This window comes from Piezobacter thermophilus, assembly GCF_055386745.1.
The window spans coordinates 1,659,289-1,673,378 of sequence record NZ_AP042380.1 but is presented as its reverse complement, the minus strand read 5'-3'; the positions used below and the strand labels follow the sequence as shown (position 1 = coordinate 1,673,378).

Here is a 14,090-nt window from a genome sequence, read left to right as displayed (position 1 = left end):
CTTGACAGCCCGTTTCGGGCAGGCCAACGCTGCGGGCCATGCTTGACCTGCGACCCGTCGGATATGTGATCGGCCTGCTGGTTGCCATCCTTGGCGCCACCATGCTGCTGCCGGTGCTGGCCGACCTGATCGCGGGCAACGACCACTGGCAGGTGTTCCTGTTCAGCGCCCTGATCACCATGCTGGTCGGCGGGCTGGTGGCCTTGAGCTGCGTCAACGGGGTGGGGCAGGGGCTGAACATCCAGCAGACCTTTCTTCTGACCACCGGCGTCTGGGCCACGCTGCCGGTCTTTGGCGCCTTGCCCTTGATGTTCGGCGAAACGGATCTGAGTTTCACCGATGCCTTCTTCGAGGCGATGTCGGGGCTGACCACCACCGGGTCCACCGTGGTGACGGGGCTCGATTCCCTGCCCGCGGGGATCCTTCTGTGGCGGGGCCTGCTGCAATGGCTGGGCGGCATCGGCATCATCGTCGTGGCCATGGTCTTTCTGCCCGAGCTGCGGGTGGGGGGGATGCAGATCTTCCGCTCGGAGGCGTTCGACACCATGGGCAAGATCCTGCCCCGGGCGACCCAGATCGCGGCACAGATCTCGGTGATCTACGTGGGGCTGACACTGGCCTGCATCCTCACCTACATGGCGCTGGGCATGTCCGCCTTCGATGCCATCGTGCATGCCCTCACCACCATGTCCACCGGGGGGTTTTCCAATTACGACGCCTCTTTCGGCACCTTCTCGGGGCCGGCCGAATATGCGGCCACGCTGTTCATGATCCTCGCCGCGCTGCCCTTCGTGCGCTACGTGCAGCTGGTCAACGGCCACACCACGCCGCTTCTGAAGGACAGCCAGGTGCGGGCGTTCCTGCTGACCATCGCGGTCCTGGTCGCGGTGTCGGCGGTGGTGCTGGTGCAGATCTTTCCGCGCCACTGGGAACAGGCGCTGCGCGAATCGCTGTTCAACATCGTCTCGATCATGACCGGCACCGGCTATGCCAGCGTCGATTACATGGGCTGGGGCGGGTTCCTCATCGCGCTGTTCTTCTTCATCGGGCTGATCGGAGGCTGCGCCGGCTCCACCGCCTGTTCGGTCAAGATCTTCCGCTACCAGATCCTGTTTTCCGCCATCCGCGCCCAGATGCGCCGCACCCGCAGCCCTTCGGGCATCTTTCCGCTGCACTACCAGGGGCGGACGGTGACGCCCGAGGTGCTCGGCTCGGTGATGGCGTTCTTCGGCTTCTTCGTGGTGTCGCTGGGGGCGTTCTCGGTGGCGCTGGCGCTGACCGGGCTGGATTTCATCACCTCGGTGTCGGGGGCGGCCACGGCGCTGGCCAATATCGGCCCCGGCCTGGGCCCGGAAATCGGTCCGGCGGGCAATTTCGCCGGACTCAACGACACCGCGAAATGGCTGCTGTCCGCGGCCATGCTGATCGGTCGGCTCGAAGTGCTGTCGGTCTATGCCCTGTTCACCCTGAGATTCTGGAGAGGCTGAATGAAACGACCCCTTGGCGCGCAGATTTCCCGCATGCTGAAGGCGTGCGGGGTGGAGGTGATCTTCGGCATCCCCGGCGTCCACAACCAGGAGCTCTACCGGGGCATCGAAGAGGCCGGGATTGCCCATGTCCTTGCCCGGCACGAACAGGGCGCGGGTTTCATGGCTGACGGATATGCGCGGGCCACCGGGCGGCCGGGAGTGGCCTATGTCATCACCGGTCCGGGGCTGTGCAACATCATGACGCCGATGGGACAGGCATATTCGGACAGCGTGCCGCTGCTGGTGATCTCGTCCTGTCTCGACGAATCGGCGGCGCGGCGGGGGCAGCTGCACCAGATGCGAGCGCAGGAAACCGCTGCCGCCTGCGTCTGCGAATGGTCGCACACGGCGCGCACGCCCGACGCCGCCTACGGGCTGATCGCGCGCGCCTTCGACGAGTTCGCAACGCTCCGGCCCCGGCCCCGGCACATCCAGGTGCCGATTGCGTGCCTCGCGGCCGAGGCCCCGCCGCCGCCCGCCCCTTCCGGCCGGGTGGAACGGGCGCGGGAAGAGCCCGAGGTCGCGCCGGCGGTCGATCTTCTGCGCCGCGCGCGGCGGCCGCTCTTCATTCTCGGCGGCGGGGCTGTGGGGGCGGCCGACCGCCTGCGGGCGCTGCTGGCACGGATCGGCGCCGCGGCCTTCGAGACCTATGCCGGGCGCGGCATTCTGGGGGCGGGCTGTGCTCTGAACTTCGGTTCGGCCCTGCCGCGCCCGTCCAGCGCCGAGGTGATCGGTCGGGCCGATCTGATCGTGGCCATCGGGACCGAGCTGGCCGAGGTCGACCTGTGGCGCGACCGGCTGGGCCGCGCCGCGCCGATGGTGCGCGTCGATATCGACCCGACCAGCCTTTCGGACCACGAAGGGGCCGAGATACGCCTGCTGGCTGATGCGGCCGATTTCGTGCAGGCGCTGGATACGGCCACCGCCGACATGGCTCCGGCCACCGGCTGGACGCCCGAGGAGGTCGCCGCGGCGCGCGCCCGCTGGCGGGCGGACTCGGATGCCGAACGCCCCGGTATCGTGCCCGTCTGCGACGCCCTGCGCGCGGCGGTGCCGGCGGACACGATGATCTATTCCGACATGACCCAGTTCGCCTATGTGGCCAAGGAAGTGTGGGAGATGGACCGCCCCGGCCACTGGCATCACCCCACGGGTTTCGGCACGCTGGGCTATGCGCTGCCGGCGGCGATCGGCGGCGCCGTGGCGCGCCGGGGCAGGGGCGGGGAAAGGGGTCTGCCCACCATGGCCATCGCCGGCGACTACGGGTTTCAGTACAGCTTGCAGGAACTGGGCGTGGCGGTCGAACTGGGCCTCCCCCTGCCGATCATCTTGTGGGACAATGGCAAGCTGGGCGAGATCGAGGACAGCATGACCGCCGCGCAGATCGCGCCCAACGCGGTACATGCTCGCAACCCCGATTTCTGCCGCCTGGCCCGGGCCTGGGGAGCGGCAGCGGCCGAGCCGTCGGATCTTGCCGATCTGCAACGCGCGGTGCAGGCGGCCTTCGCCACCGACCGGCCGACGCTGATCCGGGTGACACCGGCGATTTCGCGGTAACGATCCTCGCCGGTGCGCGGTGGGCGGTGGCCATGCCTGGCCCTTCGTGCCGAACCGCAAGTCGCTCGGACCGAACCGGCGGTGACCTGCCAACCGATCCGGGCGGCATGATCCAGGCAGCGACACCGGCCGAACTGCTCGGACCCGGCTCCGGCAGCGATCACCACGCGCTGTCCCGGCCGGTCAAACAGCCTCTTCCTCTTGCCGGAAATACTCCGGGGAGCGCGAGGGGCAGCGCCTCTCGCAACGGTCGGATCGCGCCAGCGATCCGAAACCGTTTCGCATCAAACCGGCTCTGCCTCTCCCGCCAGATCAGTCCCAGCAGCTGACCAGCACCGTCATGTCGGTTGCCACGCGGTCCAGATCGTCCGGGGCCAGCGCGGCCCCACCGGCACCGTCCCGGGCTGCGCGCCCGGCGACGGCAAGCACCGCACGCAACGCCTCGGCATCGGCTGCAAAACGTACGTCGCCGGGCAGTTTCCGGTTGCCCCCGGCCCGGGGCAGGAGCATCCCCAGAACGCTGCCGGCCGCATCCAGAACCGGCCCGCCTGCATCACCCGGCAGGGTCGCGATCGCCAACCGGTCGACCCCTTCCTCGCCATCAAGACCGCGGATATCGGCCAGCCTGCCGAAAGTCAGCGTGGGCGCGCCCAGCATACCTTCGTAGGAAAAACCCGCGACCGCCACCTGCGCTTGCAGGCGGGGCGTGCTGCTGCGCAAGCTTGCGACGGCACGCGGCGCCAGGGGTTGTTCGGGGGCCAGAACCGCCACCCCCAGCCGGTCGTCGCGTGCGACCACCTCGGCGCGATGGTCGCGGTCGATGGTGATGCGGGCGCAGCCCTCCACTGCCTCGGTCGTGGTCAAGACGGTGCCGGAGTCATCGACGAAGAAACCGCTGCGCGCGAGGCGCGGCTTGCGCACGGACAGGCCCGACACCAGGTCCACGCGCTGTTCGGTCTCGGCCCCGGCGGCCGGGTCCAGCACCCCTTCGGTGCGCGTGAAGTCGGCCTTCATCTCGGCCAGTACCCGGTTGCGGCGGTCATCGTCTCCGGCCGGCCAGACAAGGATGAATCCCTTGATCCGCCCGTTCTTCAGCGCCGCTTCGGCATGGGTGACGATCCGCCCGTCGCGTCCTTCGATGGTGAAGCTGTCCCCGCCGCGTTCGCGCGGACCCTCGGGCGGCAGGATCTCCAGCGTCTGCAGGATGTCGTAGAGACCGAAAAGCGCCGCCCGCCCGCCGGGCTGGCTGATGAGGATCAGCCGCACGCCCATCCCGGAGGTCGGGACGTAGTGCGCGAAGGGCGGTTCGTAATGCGAAAACTTCACCACCGCCGTGGGCATCGGCATCTCGATGCCCGCCTGCGGGTCGCGAATGCGCTGCATCCCGACCGAGCGCAGGGGGGCCTCGTATTCCTCCAGCAGCTGTCTGCGCTGGCGCGTCGTCAGGATGCCGGTGGGCTCCAGCCCGCGGGCCCGCTGCCAGGCGGCCATGGCCGCCCGGGTGCCGCGCCCGAAGGCGCCATCAATGGCCGCGCCATAGAAACCCGCGGCCTTGAGCGCGCTCTGGATCGTCCTGCGTTGCTCGCGCGTCAGCTGCCTCTCGCTGCGCCGGGCCCGGGCCGGGGTTTCGTCCGGTTCGGCCGCGGGCTGCGCCGACAGGGCCGGAGCCGTGCCGGCCTGCGCCGGACTGATTTCCTCCTCGGGGAAAAACCGCGGCCCCAGGATCGGCCGGTGGGACAGGAAGGCGTCGGGCGGAATCGAACCCGAGGCCCGCAGGCGGCGCAGGGCGGCTTCGGCCCGGGCGCGATCATAAGGGCCCAGCAGGATGCCGTACCAGCCCCCGCCAAGGGCAAAACCGTTCACGTCGTCCAGCCGCCCGGCCCAGCCCCGCGCCCGTTCGCGCGCTTCGGCCGGCGAGGGCAGGGCCTCGATCTGAATCCATGATCGGGCGCCCTGCTGGGCGTTTGCCGCGCCGCCAGGCGCCATGAAGGCCAGAAGAAGGAACAGGACAAATCTTTTCATTTTCGGATCTCTTGCCGGAACGTGTCGCAATGCCAGCCGAACCTTAAGCGGGAAGGCCCGGGTTTGACCATGCCAAAGCCGACCCGCCGCCCGATCGAGCCCTTCCTCGGCTGCCTTCCCGTCGCCCGGGGCATTTGCGCCGTTGACCCGGCCCCGGCGCTTGCATAGGAAAGGCGCGCAATCGACGGCCGCCCGGATGGCACGAAGGACTGACCGATGACCGACACGACCAGCGCGCCGCGCTCCTTCCAGGAGATCATCCTGCGGCTGCAGGAATACTGGGCATCGCAGGGCTGCGCGATTCTCCAGCCCTATGACATGGAGGTGGGCGCGGGCACGTTCCACCCTGCCACCACGCTGCGCGCGCTGGGTCCGCGGCCATGGGCGGCCGCCTATGTGCAACCCTCGCGCCGGCCCACCGACGGACGCTATGGCGAAAACCCCAACCGGCTGCAGCACTACTACCAGTATCAGGTGATCATCAAGCCCAGCCCGCCCGATCTGCAGGAACTCTACCTGGGCAGCCTCGCGGCCATCGGCATCGACATGGACCTGCACGACATCCGCTTTGTCGAGGACGACTGGGAAAGCCCCACCCTGGGCGCCTGGGGGCTGGGCTGGGAGGTCTGGTGCGACGGCATGGAGGTCAGCCAGTTCACCTATTTCCAGCAGGTGGGCGGGCATGACTGCAAGCCGGTCTCGGGAGAGCTGACCTACGGGCTTGAACGCCTGGCCATGTATGTGCTGGGCATCGAGCACGTGATGGACATGCCCTTCAACGATCCCGACGCGGCCATCCCGCTGCGCTATGGCGACGTCTTCCGCCAGACCGAGGAGGAATATGCCCGCTGGAATTTCGATATCGCCAACACCGAGATGCTGCTGCGCCATTTTGAAGAGGCCGAGGAAGAGTGCAACACCATCCTCTCCCAGCCCGAGACCGACCCCCGCACCGGCAAGCGGATCATCATGGTGCATCCCGCCTATGACCAGTGCATCAAGGCCAGTCACATCTTCAACCTGCTGGATGCGCGTGGCGTGATCTCGGTGACCGAGCGCCAGGCCTATATCGCCCGCGTGCGGGCGCTGGCAAAGAAATGCGCCGATGCCTTTCTGCAGACAGCGGCGGGTGGCCGGGACGCATGAACGGCAAGGTCCTCAGCATCGCCATCGTTGCCGGGTCGCTCCTGTTCGGGGCGGTGGTCTATTACTTTCAGGTCTACGGCTATTACTACGAAGTGACGCCGCAGCCGGGCCGCGACGTGATGCTGGTGTCGCGCACGGACGGCGTGCCCGAACCCGTGGGTTACGCCGGTTTCCGGGCCATCGACGCCGACAGCTCTCCGATCCGCTACCGCGCCTGCTTTACCGTCACCGAGGACGCCGCCGCCCTGGCCGCGCGGTTCGAGACGGTGCCCGAACGCCCCCCCCGCATCGCGCCGGGCTGGTTCGACTGTTTCGAGGAAGAGGCCATTGATGCCGGGGTGAAGGACGGCTCGGTGCAGCTGTTCCTCGGCGGGCGCAACGTGGCCTACGGGGTGGACCGGATCGTGGCGATCGCAGCCGACGGGCGCGGCTGGGCGTGGAACGAACCCAATGAGTGCGGCCGCAAGGCCTGGGATGGCACGCCCGTGGGCGAGGAGTGCCCGCCCCGCGGAGGGGAGGGCGGTTCGTGACGGACATCCCGGTTCCCGATCCGATCACGGTGACGCCGGGCCTGGCGGTCATTGCGGCGGGCGTGCAGAGCGGCCGCGCGGGCCGCCAGTTTCGGCGGCGTCGCGCGGGGGGCCACGCCTTCGGCCAGTGCCGACATGACCGCGGTGACCAGGCGTTGCGGCCCGTCGCCGATGGGCTCCATCGTCCTGCCGCTCGTCTCGGCCTTTTCGTCGATATCGCCAACGCCTCCTTCATACGGGCGACCATGAATTTCTGAGGATTCCTCTCCCATGCCGGATCTGCTGATCGAACTGTTCTCCGAGGAAATTCCCGCGCGCATGCAGGCGCGGGCGGCCGAGGACCTGAAGAAGCGGGTGACCGACGGGCTGGTCGAGGCCGGCCTGACCTACGCGGCGGCACAGGGCTTTGCCACGCCGCGGCGGCTGGCGCTGGCGGTCGAGGGACTGCCGGCGCGGTCTCCGGTCCTGCGCGAAGAGCGCAAGGGGCCGCGGGTGGATGCGCCCGAGAAAGCGGTCGAGGGTTTTGCCCGCAGCGCCGGCGTGCGCCCCGAGGCGCTTGAGGCGCGCGACACGCCCAAGGGGCGGGTCTATTTTGCCGTGATCGACAGGCCGGGCCGGCCGGCAGAGGAGATCGTGGCCGAGGTGCTGGAATCGGTGATCCGCAATTTCCCCTGGCCCAAATCGATGCGCTGGGGGGCGGGAAGCCTGCGCTGGGTGCGGCCGCTGCATTCGATCCTGTGCATCCTCAGCGATGAACATGGCGGCCGGGTGGTGCCGCTGGAGGTGGACGGCATCCACGCGGGCGACCGCACCAGGGGACATCGGTACATGGCGCCGGAGGAGTTTTCGGTCTCCTCGTTCGAGGATTACGAGGCGAAGCTCAAGCGCGCAAAGGTGATCCTGTCACCCGAGGAGCGAGCCGGGAAGATTCGCGCCGACGCCGAGAACCTGGCCTTTGCCGCCGGCCTGGAAGTGGTCGAGGACCGCGCCCTTCTGGCCGAGGTGGCGGGGCTGGTGGAGTGGCCGGTGACGCTGATGGACGAGATCGGAGAGGCGTTCCTGGACCTGCCGCCCGAGGTGCTTCGGACCTCGATGAAGGAGCACCAGAAGTTCTTTTCGGTGCGCAATCCGAAGAGCGGGCGGATCGAACGCTTCATCACCGTGGCCAATCGCGAGACCGCCGATCACGGTGCGGCGATCCTGGCCGGCAACCGCCGGGTTCTGGCCGCGCGGCTGGCCGATGCCAGGTTCTTCTGGGAAAACGATCTGCGCGTGGCGTGTTCGGACATCATGCAGTGGGTCCGGGCACTGGATCATGTGACCTTCCACAACCGGCTGGGCAGCCAGGGCGATCGCATCCGGCGGATTGCCGAACTGGCCGGGGAACTGGCCGCACCGGTGGAGGCGGATCCGGCGCTGGTGCGCGAGGCGGCGGAGCTGGCCAAGGCGGATCTGAGCTCGGAAATGGTCTATGAGTTTCCCGAGCTGCAGGGAACCATGGGGCGTTACTACATCGAGGCCGCGGGTCGTGACCGGGCGGTGGCGGCGGCGGCCGAGGAACATTATTCGCCGCAGGGCCCGTCGGACGAGGTGCCGCGGGCGCCGGTTTCGGTGGCGGTGGCGCTGGCCGACAAGCTGGACATGCTGGCCGGGTTCTGGGCGATCGACGAGAAGCCGACCGGCTCGAAGGATCCCTTCGCGCTGCGCCGGGCGGCGCTGGGGGTAATCCGGCTGGTTCTGGCCAATGATCTGCGCCTGCCGCTGCGGCGTTTCATCGATGCCCAGCTGATGCGGCACAAGCGCCAGCTGCACCGCGAGGCGGACAGGGCCGAGCGTGACGCGCTGATCGAGATCACCCGCGAGATTGCCCGCCACGGCTTTTTCGGTGCGGCCTTCGAGGCGGTGATGGAGCGGCTGCGCGGCCGCAAGGCGGCCCCGGAGACGGGCGAGGGGTCGCTGTTGCGCGGTCTGGAGGGGCGGGTGCCGGGGTTGTCCGACGATCTGCTGGGGTTCATCCACGACCGGCTCAAGGTCTTTCTGCGCGAGGAGGGGATTCGCCACGACATCATCGATGCCTGTATCGCCATGCCGGGCAATGACGACCTGTCGCTGCTGGTCAAGCGCGCCCGCGCCCTGCAGGAGGTGATGGGAACCGAAGATGGCGAGAACCTGTTGCAGGGGTTCCGCCGGGCCAACAACATCCTGGCCCAGGCCGAAGCGAAGGACGGCGTGGAATATTCCTTCGGGGCGGATCCGAAATTCGCGGAAACCGAAAGTGAAAAAGCGCTGTTCGCGGCCCTGGAAGAGGCGGCGGCGAAGATTTCGGCAGCGCTGGAGGCCGAGGATTTCCCGGCCGCCATGGCGGCCATGGCGGCGCTGCGCGGGCCCATCGACGCGTTCTTCGACGAGGTTCAGGTCAATACCGACAATGCGGTGTTGCGGCGCAACCGGCTGAATCTGCTGCACGACATTCGCAAGCTTTGCACCTCAGTTGCCGATCTGACCCGACTGGAGGGATAACGAGAGATCGGCCCATGCGGCGGGGTCGGGATCGCCGATGCGATCCGGTCGGGCGGGGGGCCAGCCCCCCGCGCCCCCCGGAGTATTTGGCGCGAGATGAAGGGGCTATTCCGAAAGGCGCACCAGCGCGTGGCGTTTTCTTCCGGCGCTGAGCTTGATCGGGCTGGACAGTGCCGCCGCGTCGATCACACGGCCGGGATCGGTCAGCGGCGCATCGTCGAGACGCGCGCCGCGGTCGGCGATCAGGCGCCTGGCCTCCTTTCCCGATTTCGCAAGGCCCGAGCGCACGAGCAGCTGGACCACCGAGATGCCGTCGCCGATCTCTTCGGCCGAGAGCGTCAGCGTCGGCAGGTCGTCGCCGGTTCCGCCCTTTTCGAATACCTCGCGGGCGGTGGCGCGGGCGGCAGAGGCGGCCTCGGCCCCGTGCAGCAGCGTCGTCACCTCGTCGGCGAGGATGATCTTGGCCTCGTTGATCTCGGCCCCCTCCAGCTCGCCGAGGCGCTCGCATTCCGCCACCGGCAGCTCGGTGTAGAGTTTCAGGAACCGCCCCACATCGGCGTCCGCCGTGTTGCGCCAGAACTGCCAGAACTCGTAGGGCGACAGCATGTCGGCATCGAGCCAGACCGCGCCCGACTGCGACTTGCCCATCTTGCGCCCGTCGGCCGTGGTCAGCAGCGGCGAGGTCAGGCCGAAGACCTGATGGTCGAGCACCCGGCGCGTCAGGTCGATGCCGCCCACGATGTTGCCCCACTGGTCGGACCCGCCCATCTGCAGGATGCAGCCCAATCGGCGGTTGAGTTCGAGGAAATCGTAGGCCTGCAGGATCATGTAGTTGAATTCGAGAAAGCTCAGCGACTGTTCGCGATCGAGGCGCGATTTCACCGATTCGAAGCTGAGCATCCGGTTGACGCTGAAGTGCCGGCCGATCTCGCGCAGGAAATCGAGATAGTTCAGATCGTCCAGCCATTCGGCGTTGTTGACCATGATCGCCCCGGACGGTCCGTCGCCGTAGTCGATATAGGCCGAGAACACCTGCCGGATGCCGGCGATGTTGGCGTCGATCTCCTCGGGGCCCAGCAGGGGGCGTTCCTCGGCCCGGAAGGAAGGGTCGCCCACCTTGGTGGTGCCGCCGCCCATCAGCGTGACGGGGCGGTGCCCGGTCTTCTGCAGCCAGCGCAGCATCATGATCTGGATGAGCGAGCCCACATGCAGCGACTTCGCCGTGGCATCGAAGCCGATATAGCCGACCCGGCCGGGGGTCAGGAGCGCCTCGTCCAGCCCCTCGAAATCGGTGCAGTCGGCCACGAAGCCGCGTTCCATCATCACTGCCATGAAGTCCGATCTGGGGTGGTAGGTCATCTCTTGCCTCGGCTCTGCTTTGCGCGGCACTGTATAGGCGGCAGTCGGGCAAAGGAAAAGCCATGAAGCGGGCGATCAGGCAGGACGGCCCTGTGCGGGCGCTGGGGGCGATGAGCGGCACCTCGCTGGACGGGGTGGATGCGGCGGTGGTGGAGACCGACGGGCGCGAGATTGTGCGCCTTGGCCCCAGCGCCTATCGTCCCTATTCGGAGGCGGAGCGCGCGGTACTGCGTGCCGCGCTGGGCCGCTGGGCCGGTCCCGAGGTGGAGGCTGCCGCACAGGTGGTCGAGGAGGCCCATCGCGAGCTTCTCTCCGGGTTCGAAAATATCGACCTGGTGGGCTTTCACGGGCAGACGCTGGCCCATGATCCGCGTCGGCGGGGCACGTTGCAGGTGGGCGACGGGGCGGCGCTGGCCGCGGCGCTGGGGGTGCCGGTGGTGTGGGATTTCCGCTCGGACGATGTGGCGCTGGGGGGCGAGGGGGCACCGCTGGCGCCGTTCTACCATTTCGCCTGTGCGCGGTGGATCGGGGCGGATGCGCCGCTGTGCTTTCTCAACCTGGGCGGGGTGGGCAATCTGACCTGGGTCGATCCGTCCCGCCCCGCGCCCGAGGCCGAGGGCGCGCTGCTGGCCTTCGATACCGGCCCGGCCAATGCGCCGATCAACGATCTGATGCAGGCGCGGCTGGGCCGGCCCATGGACGAAGGCGGCCGGCTGGCCCGCCGGGGGCAGGTGGAAAACGGGGCGCTGGAGCTGTTTCTGGCCGAACCGTATTTCTCAAGAATGCCGCCGAAATCTCTGGACAGAAACGATTTTTCGGAAATGATCGAGCTGGTGAACGAACTGTCCGATGCCGATGCGGCGGCGACGCTGACGGCCATGTGCGCAGCGGCCGTGGCGGCGGGGATGGCGCATTGTCCGCGCCCGCCCGCGCGGGTTCTGGTGACCGGGGGCGGGCGGCACAACCCGGTGCTGATGGAGATGCTGCAGGTGTCGCTGGATTGCCCGGTGGAGCCGGTCGAATCGGTGGGGCTGGATGGCGACATGCTGGAGGCGCAGGCCTTCGCCCATCTGGCGGTTCGGGTGGCGCGGGGTCTGCCCACCTCGGCACCGTCAACCACCGGGGTGCCGGCGCTGGTGGGCGGGGGAGTCGTCAGCATGCCGGTGCCGCGACGCGACCGGGCATGAGACCGGGGGTTGCAGCATCGGCGCGGGACAAGTATGAGCAGGGCCGAGGGTGATTAGCTCAGCTGGTAGAGCGCTTCGTTTACACCGAAGATGTCGGGAGTTCGAGTCTCTCATCACCCACCATTCACGCCAATTTCGAATTAAAACCAGATCGCTACAACGCAATCTTCATATTTCACTATAACTTTTGCGCACCTGTCCGGCCGGGCGACTGCCCGGCCGCCTCAGCGCCAGCGCAGCCCGTGGGCGCGCAGGATCCGCTGGGCGCGACCGGGATAGTCGGTGATGATCCCGTCAACGCCGGCGGCAATGGCGCGTTCGAACTCTTCGGGGGTGTTGACCGTCCAGGTGTTGACCACCAGCCCCAGATCCTGTGCCACCGCCACCTCTTCCGCGTCGAGGTCGTCGATATGGGGCGACCAGAAGCTGCCGCCCAGATCGGCCACCAGCCGCGGCAGCGACCCGCCCGCATCCTCAAGCGCGGCACCGGCCATCCAGGGCGAGCCGGGATAGATATTGGCCCGCGCCATGGCGCCGTTCCGGTTGCGACGGGTCAGATGCGACCGCGGCAGGTCTGGTGCCAGCTTCGCCGCATGGGCCAGCACCCGCCAGTCGAAGCTTTGCAGGATCGAGCGGTCCTCCAGGCCGGCCTCTTCGATCACCCGGACGGTGGCTTCGGCCAGTTGCTCGGGCGGGGGGGTGAGGCCGGCGGTCTCGGGATCGCTCTTGACCTCGATGTTCAGCCAGATGCTTGAAAACCGCGGCTGGAGCGCCATTTCGGCCACCGCCGCCAGGGTCGGCACCACCGCGCCTTCCAGCTCGGCCTGATCGGGGTAGAGCGCGCCATAGTCCGAACCGGGCCGCAGCGCGCCGATGTCGTAGCCTTGGAGCTCGTCCAGGGTCAGTTCGGAAATCAGCGGTCCCTCTTCCTCCAGCCACTGGCCGCCCTTGCGCGAAGAGGCCGCCATCAGGCGCGGATTGTGGGTGACCACGGGCACGCCGTCGGCGGTCAGCAGCACGTCCAGCTCGACCGCGTTGATGCCCAGATCCAGCGCGAAGATCAGCCCCTGCAGGGTGTTTTCGGGCAGGATGCCGCGCGCGCCGCGATGGCCGTGCAGGCGGATCACGCCGGGGGCGCGCCGCATCGGTGCCAGCGGATCGTGGGACATGGCTCAGCCCTCCAGCCGCTTTCCGCTGTCGCGGTCGAACAGGTGCAGCGCCTCGCCCGTGGCGGTGAAGGCGATCTCGTCTCCGGTGGCGATCTGGCGCACCCCGTCGAGGCTGGCGGTCAGCTCGGTCCGCGTGCCTGCCAGCGTGCCATGGACCAGCGTGTTGGCGCCAAGCTGTTCCAGCACGTCCACGCGCAGCACGATCGGCCCGTCGGGGTCAGCGACCAGGTGCTCGGGCCGGATGCCCAGCGTCACCGGGCCGCGCGCCGCCGTATCACAGGCCAGCGTGGTGCCGCCTTCGAGATGCAGCCGCCCGCCCTCGGCCTGAGCCGGCAGGAAGTTCATCGCCGGGCTGCCGATGAACCCGGCCACGAAAAGCGAGGCCGGGCGGCTGTAGAGCTCGATCGGCGTGCCGAACTGTTCCACGTAGCCGGCATTGAGCACCATCAGCCGGTCGCCCAGGGTCATGGCCTCGACCTGGTCATGGGTGACGAAGATCGAGGTGACGCCCAGCCGGCGCTGCAGCTTGCGGATTTCCAGCCGCATCTGCACCCGCAGCTTGGCGTCGAGATTGGACAGCGGCTCGTCGAACAGGAACACCTGCGGGTCGCGGACGATGGCCCGCCCCATGGCCACGCGCTGGCGCTGCCCGCCCGACAGCTGGCGCGGCTTGCGATCCAGGTAATCCCCGATTTCGAGGATATCGGCGGCCTCGCGCACGCGGCGGTCGATCTCGGCCCGCGACAGGCGGCGGATCTTCAGCCCGTAGGCCATGTTCTCGCGCACGCTCATATGCGGGTAGAGCGCGTAGTTCTGGAACACCATGGCGATGTCGCGCTGCGCGGGTTCGAGATCGTTCACCACCCGCTCGCCAATGCGCACCACGCCCGAGGAGATCGTTTCAAGCCCCGCGATCATGCGCAGCAGCGTGGACTTGCCGCAGCCCGAGGGGCCGACCACGACGATGAACTCGCCATCCTCGATCCGACCGTCCACATGGTGCAGCACCTCGGTTTCGCCGTAGGATTTTGTCAGGTTCTCAAGGGTGATCGACGCCATCGATGGGGCCTT

Annotated in this window: 11 protein-coding genes and 1 tRNA gene; 8 read left to right on the top strand and 4 right to left on the bottom strand. The window is 68.2% G+C overall.

Annotated elements, in window-relative coordinates:
• Nucleotides 1-38: 38 nt before the first annotated feature.
• Both ACZ5CM_RS08130 and ACZ5CM_RS08125 read left to right on the top strand, forming a co-directional pair.
• A complete protein-coding gene (locus ACZ5CM_RS08130; protein ID WP_464637479.1) occupies nucleotides 39-1,487 on the top strand; it encodes a TrkH family potassium uptake protein in 1,449 nt (482 codons plus the stop codon).
• Nucleotides 1,488-3,086 carry a 5-guanidino-2-oxopentanoate decarboxylase gene (locus tag ACZ5CM_RS08125; protein WP_464637477.1) on the top strand — a complete coding sequence of 533 codons (1,599 nt, stop codon included), beginning with the start codon at nucleotides 1,488-1,490 and terminating at the stop codon, nucleotides 3,084-3,086. It abuts the gene before it with no gap.
• Between the two features lie 312 nt (nucleotides 3,087-3,398).
• Here ACZ5CM_RS08125 and ACZ5CM_RS08120 read toward each other — a convergent pair whose 3' ends face one another.
• Nucleotides 3,399-5,108 (bottom strand): trypsin-like peptidase domain-containing protein, encoded by a 1,710-nt coding sequence (locus tag ACZ5CM_RS08120; RefSeq protein WP_464637475.1) that lies wholly within the window; start codon nucleotides 5,106-5,108, stop codon nucleotides 3,399-3,401.
• A 216-nt stretch (nucleotides 5,109-5,324) separates the two neighbouring features.
• On the opposite strand from ACZ5CM_RS08120, the gene ACZ5CM_RS08115 reads away from it, so the two are divergent.
• Genes ACZ5CM_RS08115 through glyS form a run of 4 tightly spaced genes read left to right on the top strand, consistent with a single transcriptional unit; the run spans nucleotide 5,325 to nucleotide 9,304 of the window.
• Complete coding sequence (locus ACZ5CM_RS08115; protein WP_464637473.1) at nucleotides 5,325-6,254, top strand: glycine--tRNA ligase subunit alpha; 930 nt, start codon at nucleotides 5,325-5,327, stop codon at nucleotides 6,252-6,254.
• A complete protein-coding gene (locus ACZ5CM_RS08110) occupies nucleotides 6,251-6,784 on the top strand; it encodes a DUF6446 family protein (protein ID WP_464637470.1) in 534 nt (177 codons plus the stop codon). Before ACZ5CM_RS08115 ends, ACZ5CM_RS08110 begins: the two co-directional genes overlap by 4 nt.
• Complete coding sequence (locus ACZ5CM_RS08105) at nucleotides 6,781-7,041, top strand: hypothetical protein (RefSeq protein ID WP_464637467.1); 261 nt, start codon at nucleotides 6,781-6,783, stop codon at nucleotides 7,039-7,041. Before ACZ5CM_RS08110 ends, ACZ5CM_RS08105 begins: the two co-directional genes overlap by 4 nt.
• Before the next feature lie 13 nt (nucleotides 7,042-7,054).
• Entirely contained in the window at nucleotides 7,055-9,304 is a 2,250-nt protein-coding gene (gene glyS / locus ACZ5CM_RS08100) for a glycine--tRNA ligase subunit beta (protein ID WP_464637465.1), read from the top strand.
• Nucleotides 9,305-9,409: 105 nt separating this feature from the next.
• On the opposite strand, the gene tyrS is transcribed toward glyS, so the two are convergent.
• Nucleotides 9,410-10,663, bottom strand: a complete 1,254-nt coding sequence (gene tyrS / locus ACZ5CM_RS08095) for a tyrosine--tRNA ligase (RefSeq protein ID WP_464637462.1) — start codon at nucleotides 10,661-10,663, stop codon at nucleotides 9,410-9,412.
• Between the two features lie 62 nt (nucleotides 10,664-10,725).
• On the opposite strand from tyrS, the gene ACZ5CM_RS08090 reads away from it, so the two are divergent.
• A complete protein-coding gene (locus ACZ5CM_RS08090; protein WP_464637460.1) occupies nucleotides 10,726-11,850 on the top strand; it encodes an anhydro-N-acetylmuramic acid kinase in 1,125 nt (374 codons plus the stop codon).
• A gap of 47 nt (nucleotides 11,851-11,897) precedes the next feature.
• Nucleotides 11,898-11,973, top strand: a tRNA-Val gene (locus ACZ5CM_RS08085).
• Between the two features lie 101 nt (nucleotides 11,974-12,074).
• Here ACZ5CM_RS08085 and ACZ5CM_RS08080 read toward each other — a convergent pair.
• Entirely contained in the window at nucleotides 12,075-13,019 is a 945-nt protein-coding gene (locus tag ACZ5CM_RS08080; RefSeq protein WP_464637458.1) for a glycerophosphodiester phosphodiesterase, read from the bottom strand.
• A gap of 3 nt (nucleotides 13,020-13,022) precedes the next feature.
• Nucleotides 13,023-14,078 carry a sn-glycerol-3-phosphate import ATP-binding protein UgpC gene (locus ACZ5CM_RS08075; protein ID WP_464637456.1) on the bottom strand — a complete coding sequence of 352 codons (1,056 nt, stop codon included), beginning with the start codon at nucleotides 14,076-14,078 and terminating at the stop codon, nucleotides 13,023-13,025.
• Between the last annotated feature and the right edge of the window lie 12 nt (nucleotides 14,079-14,090).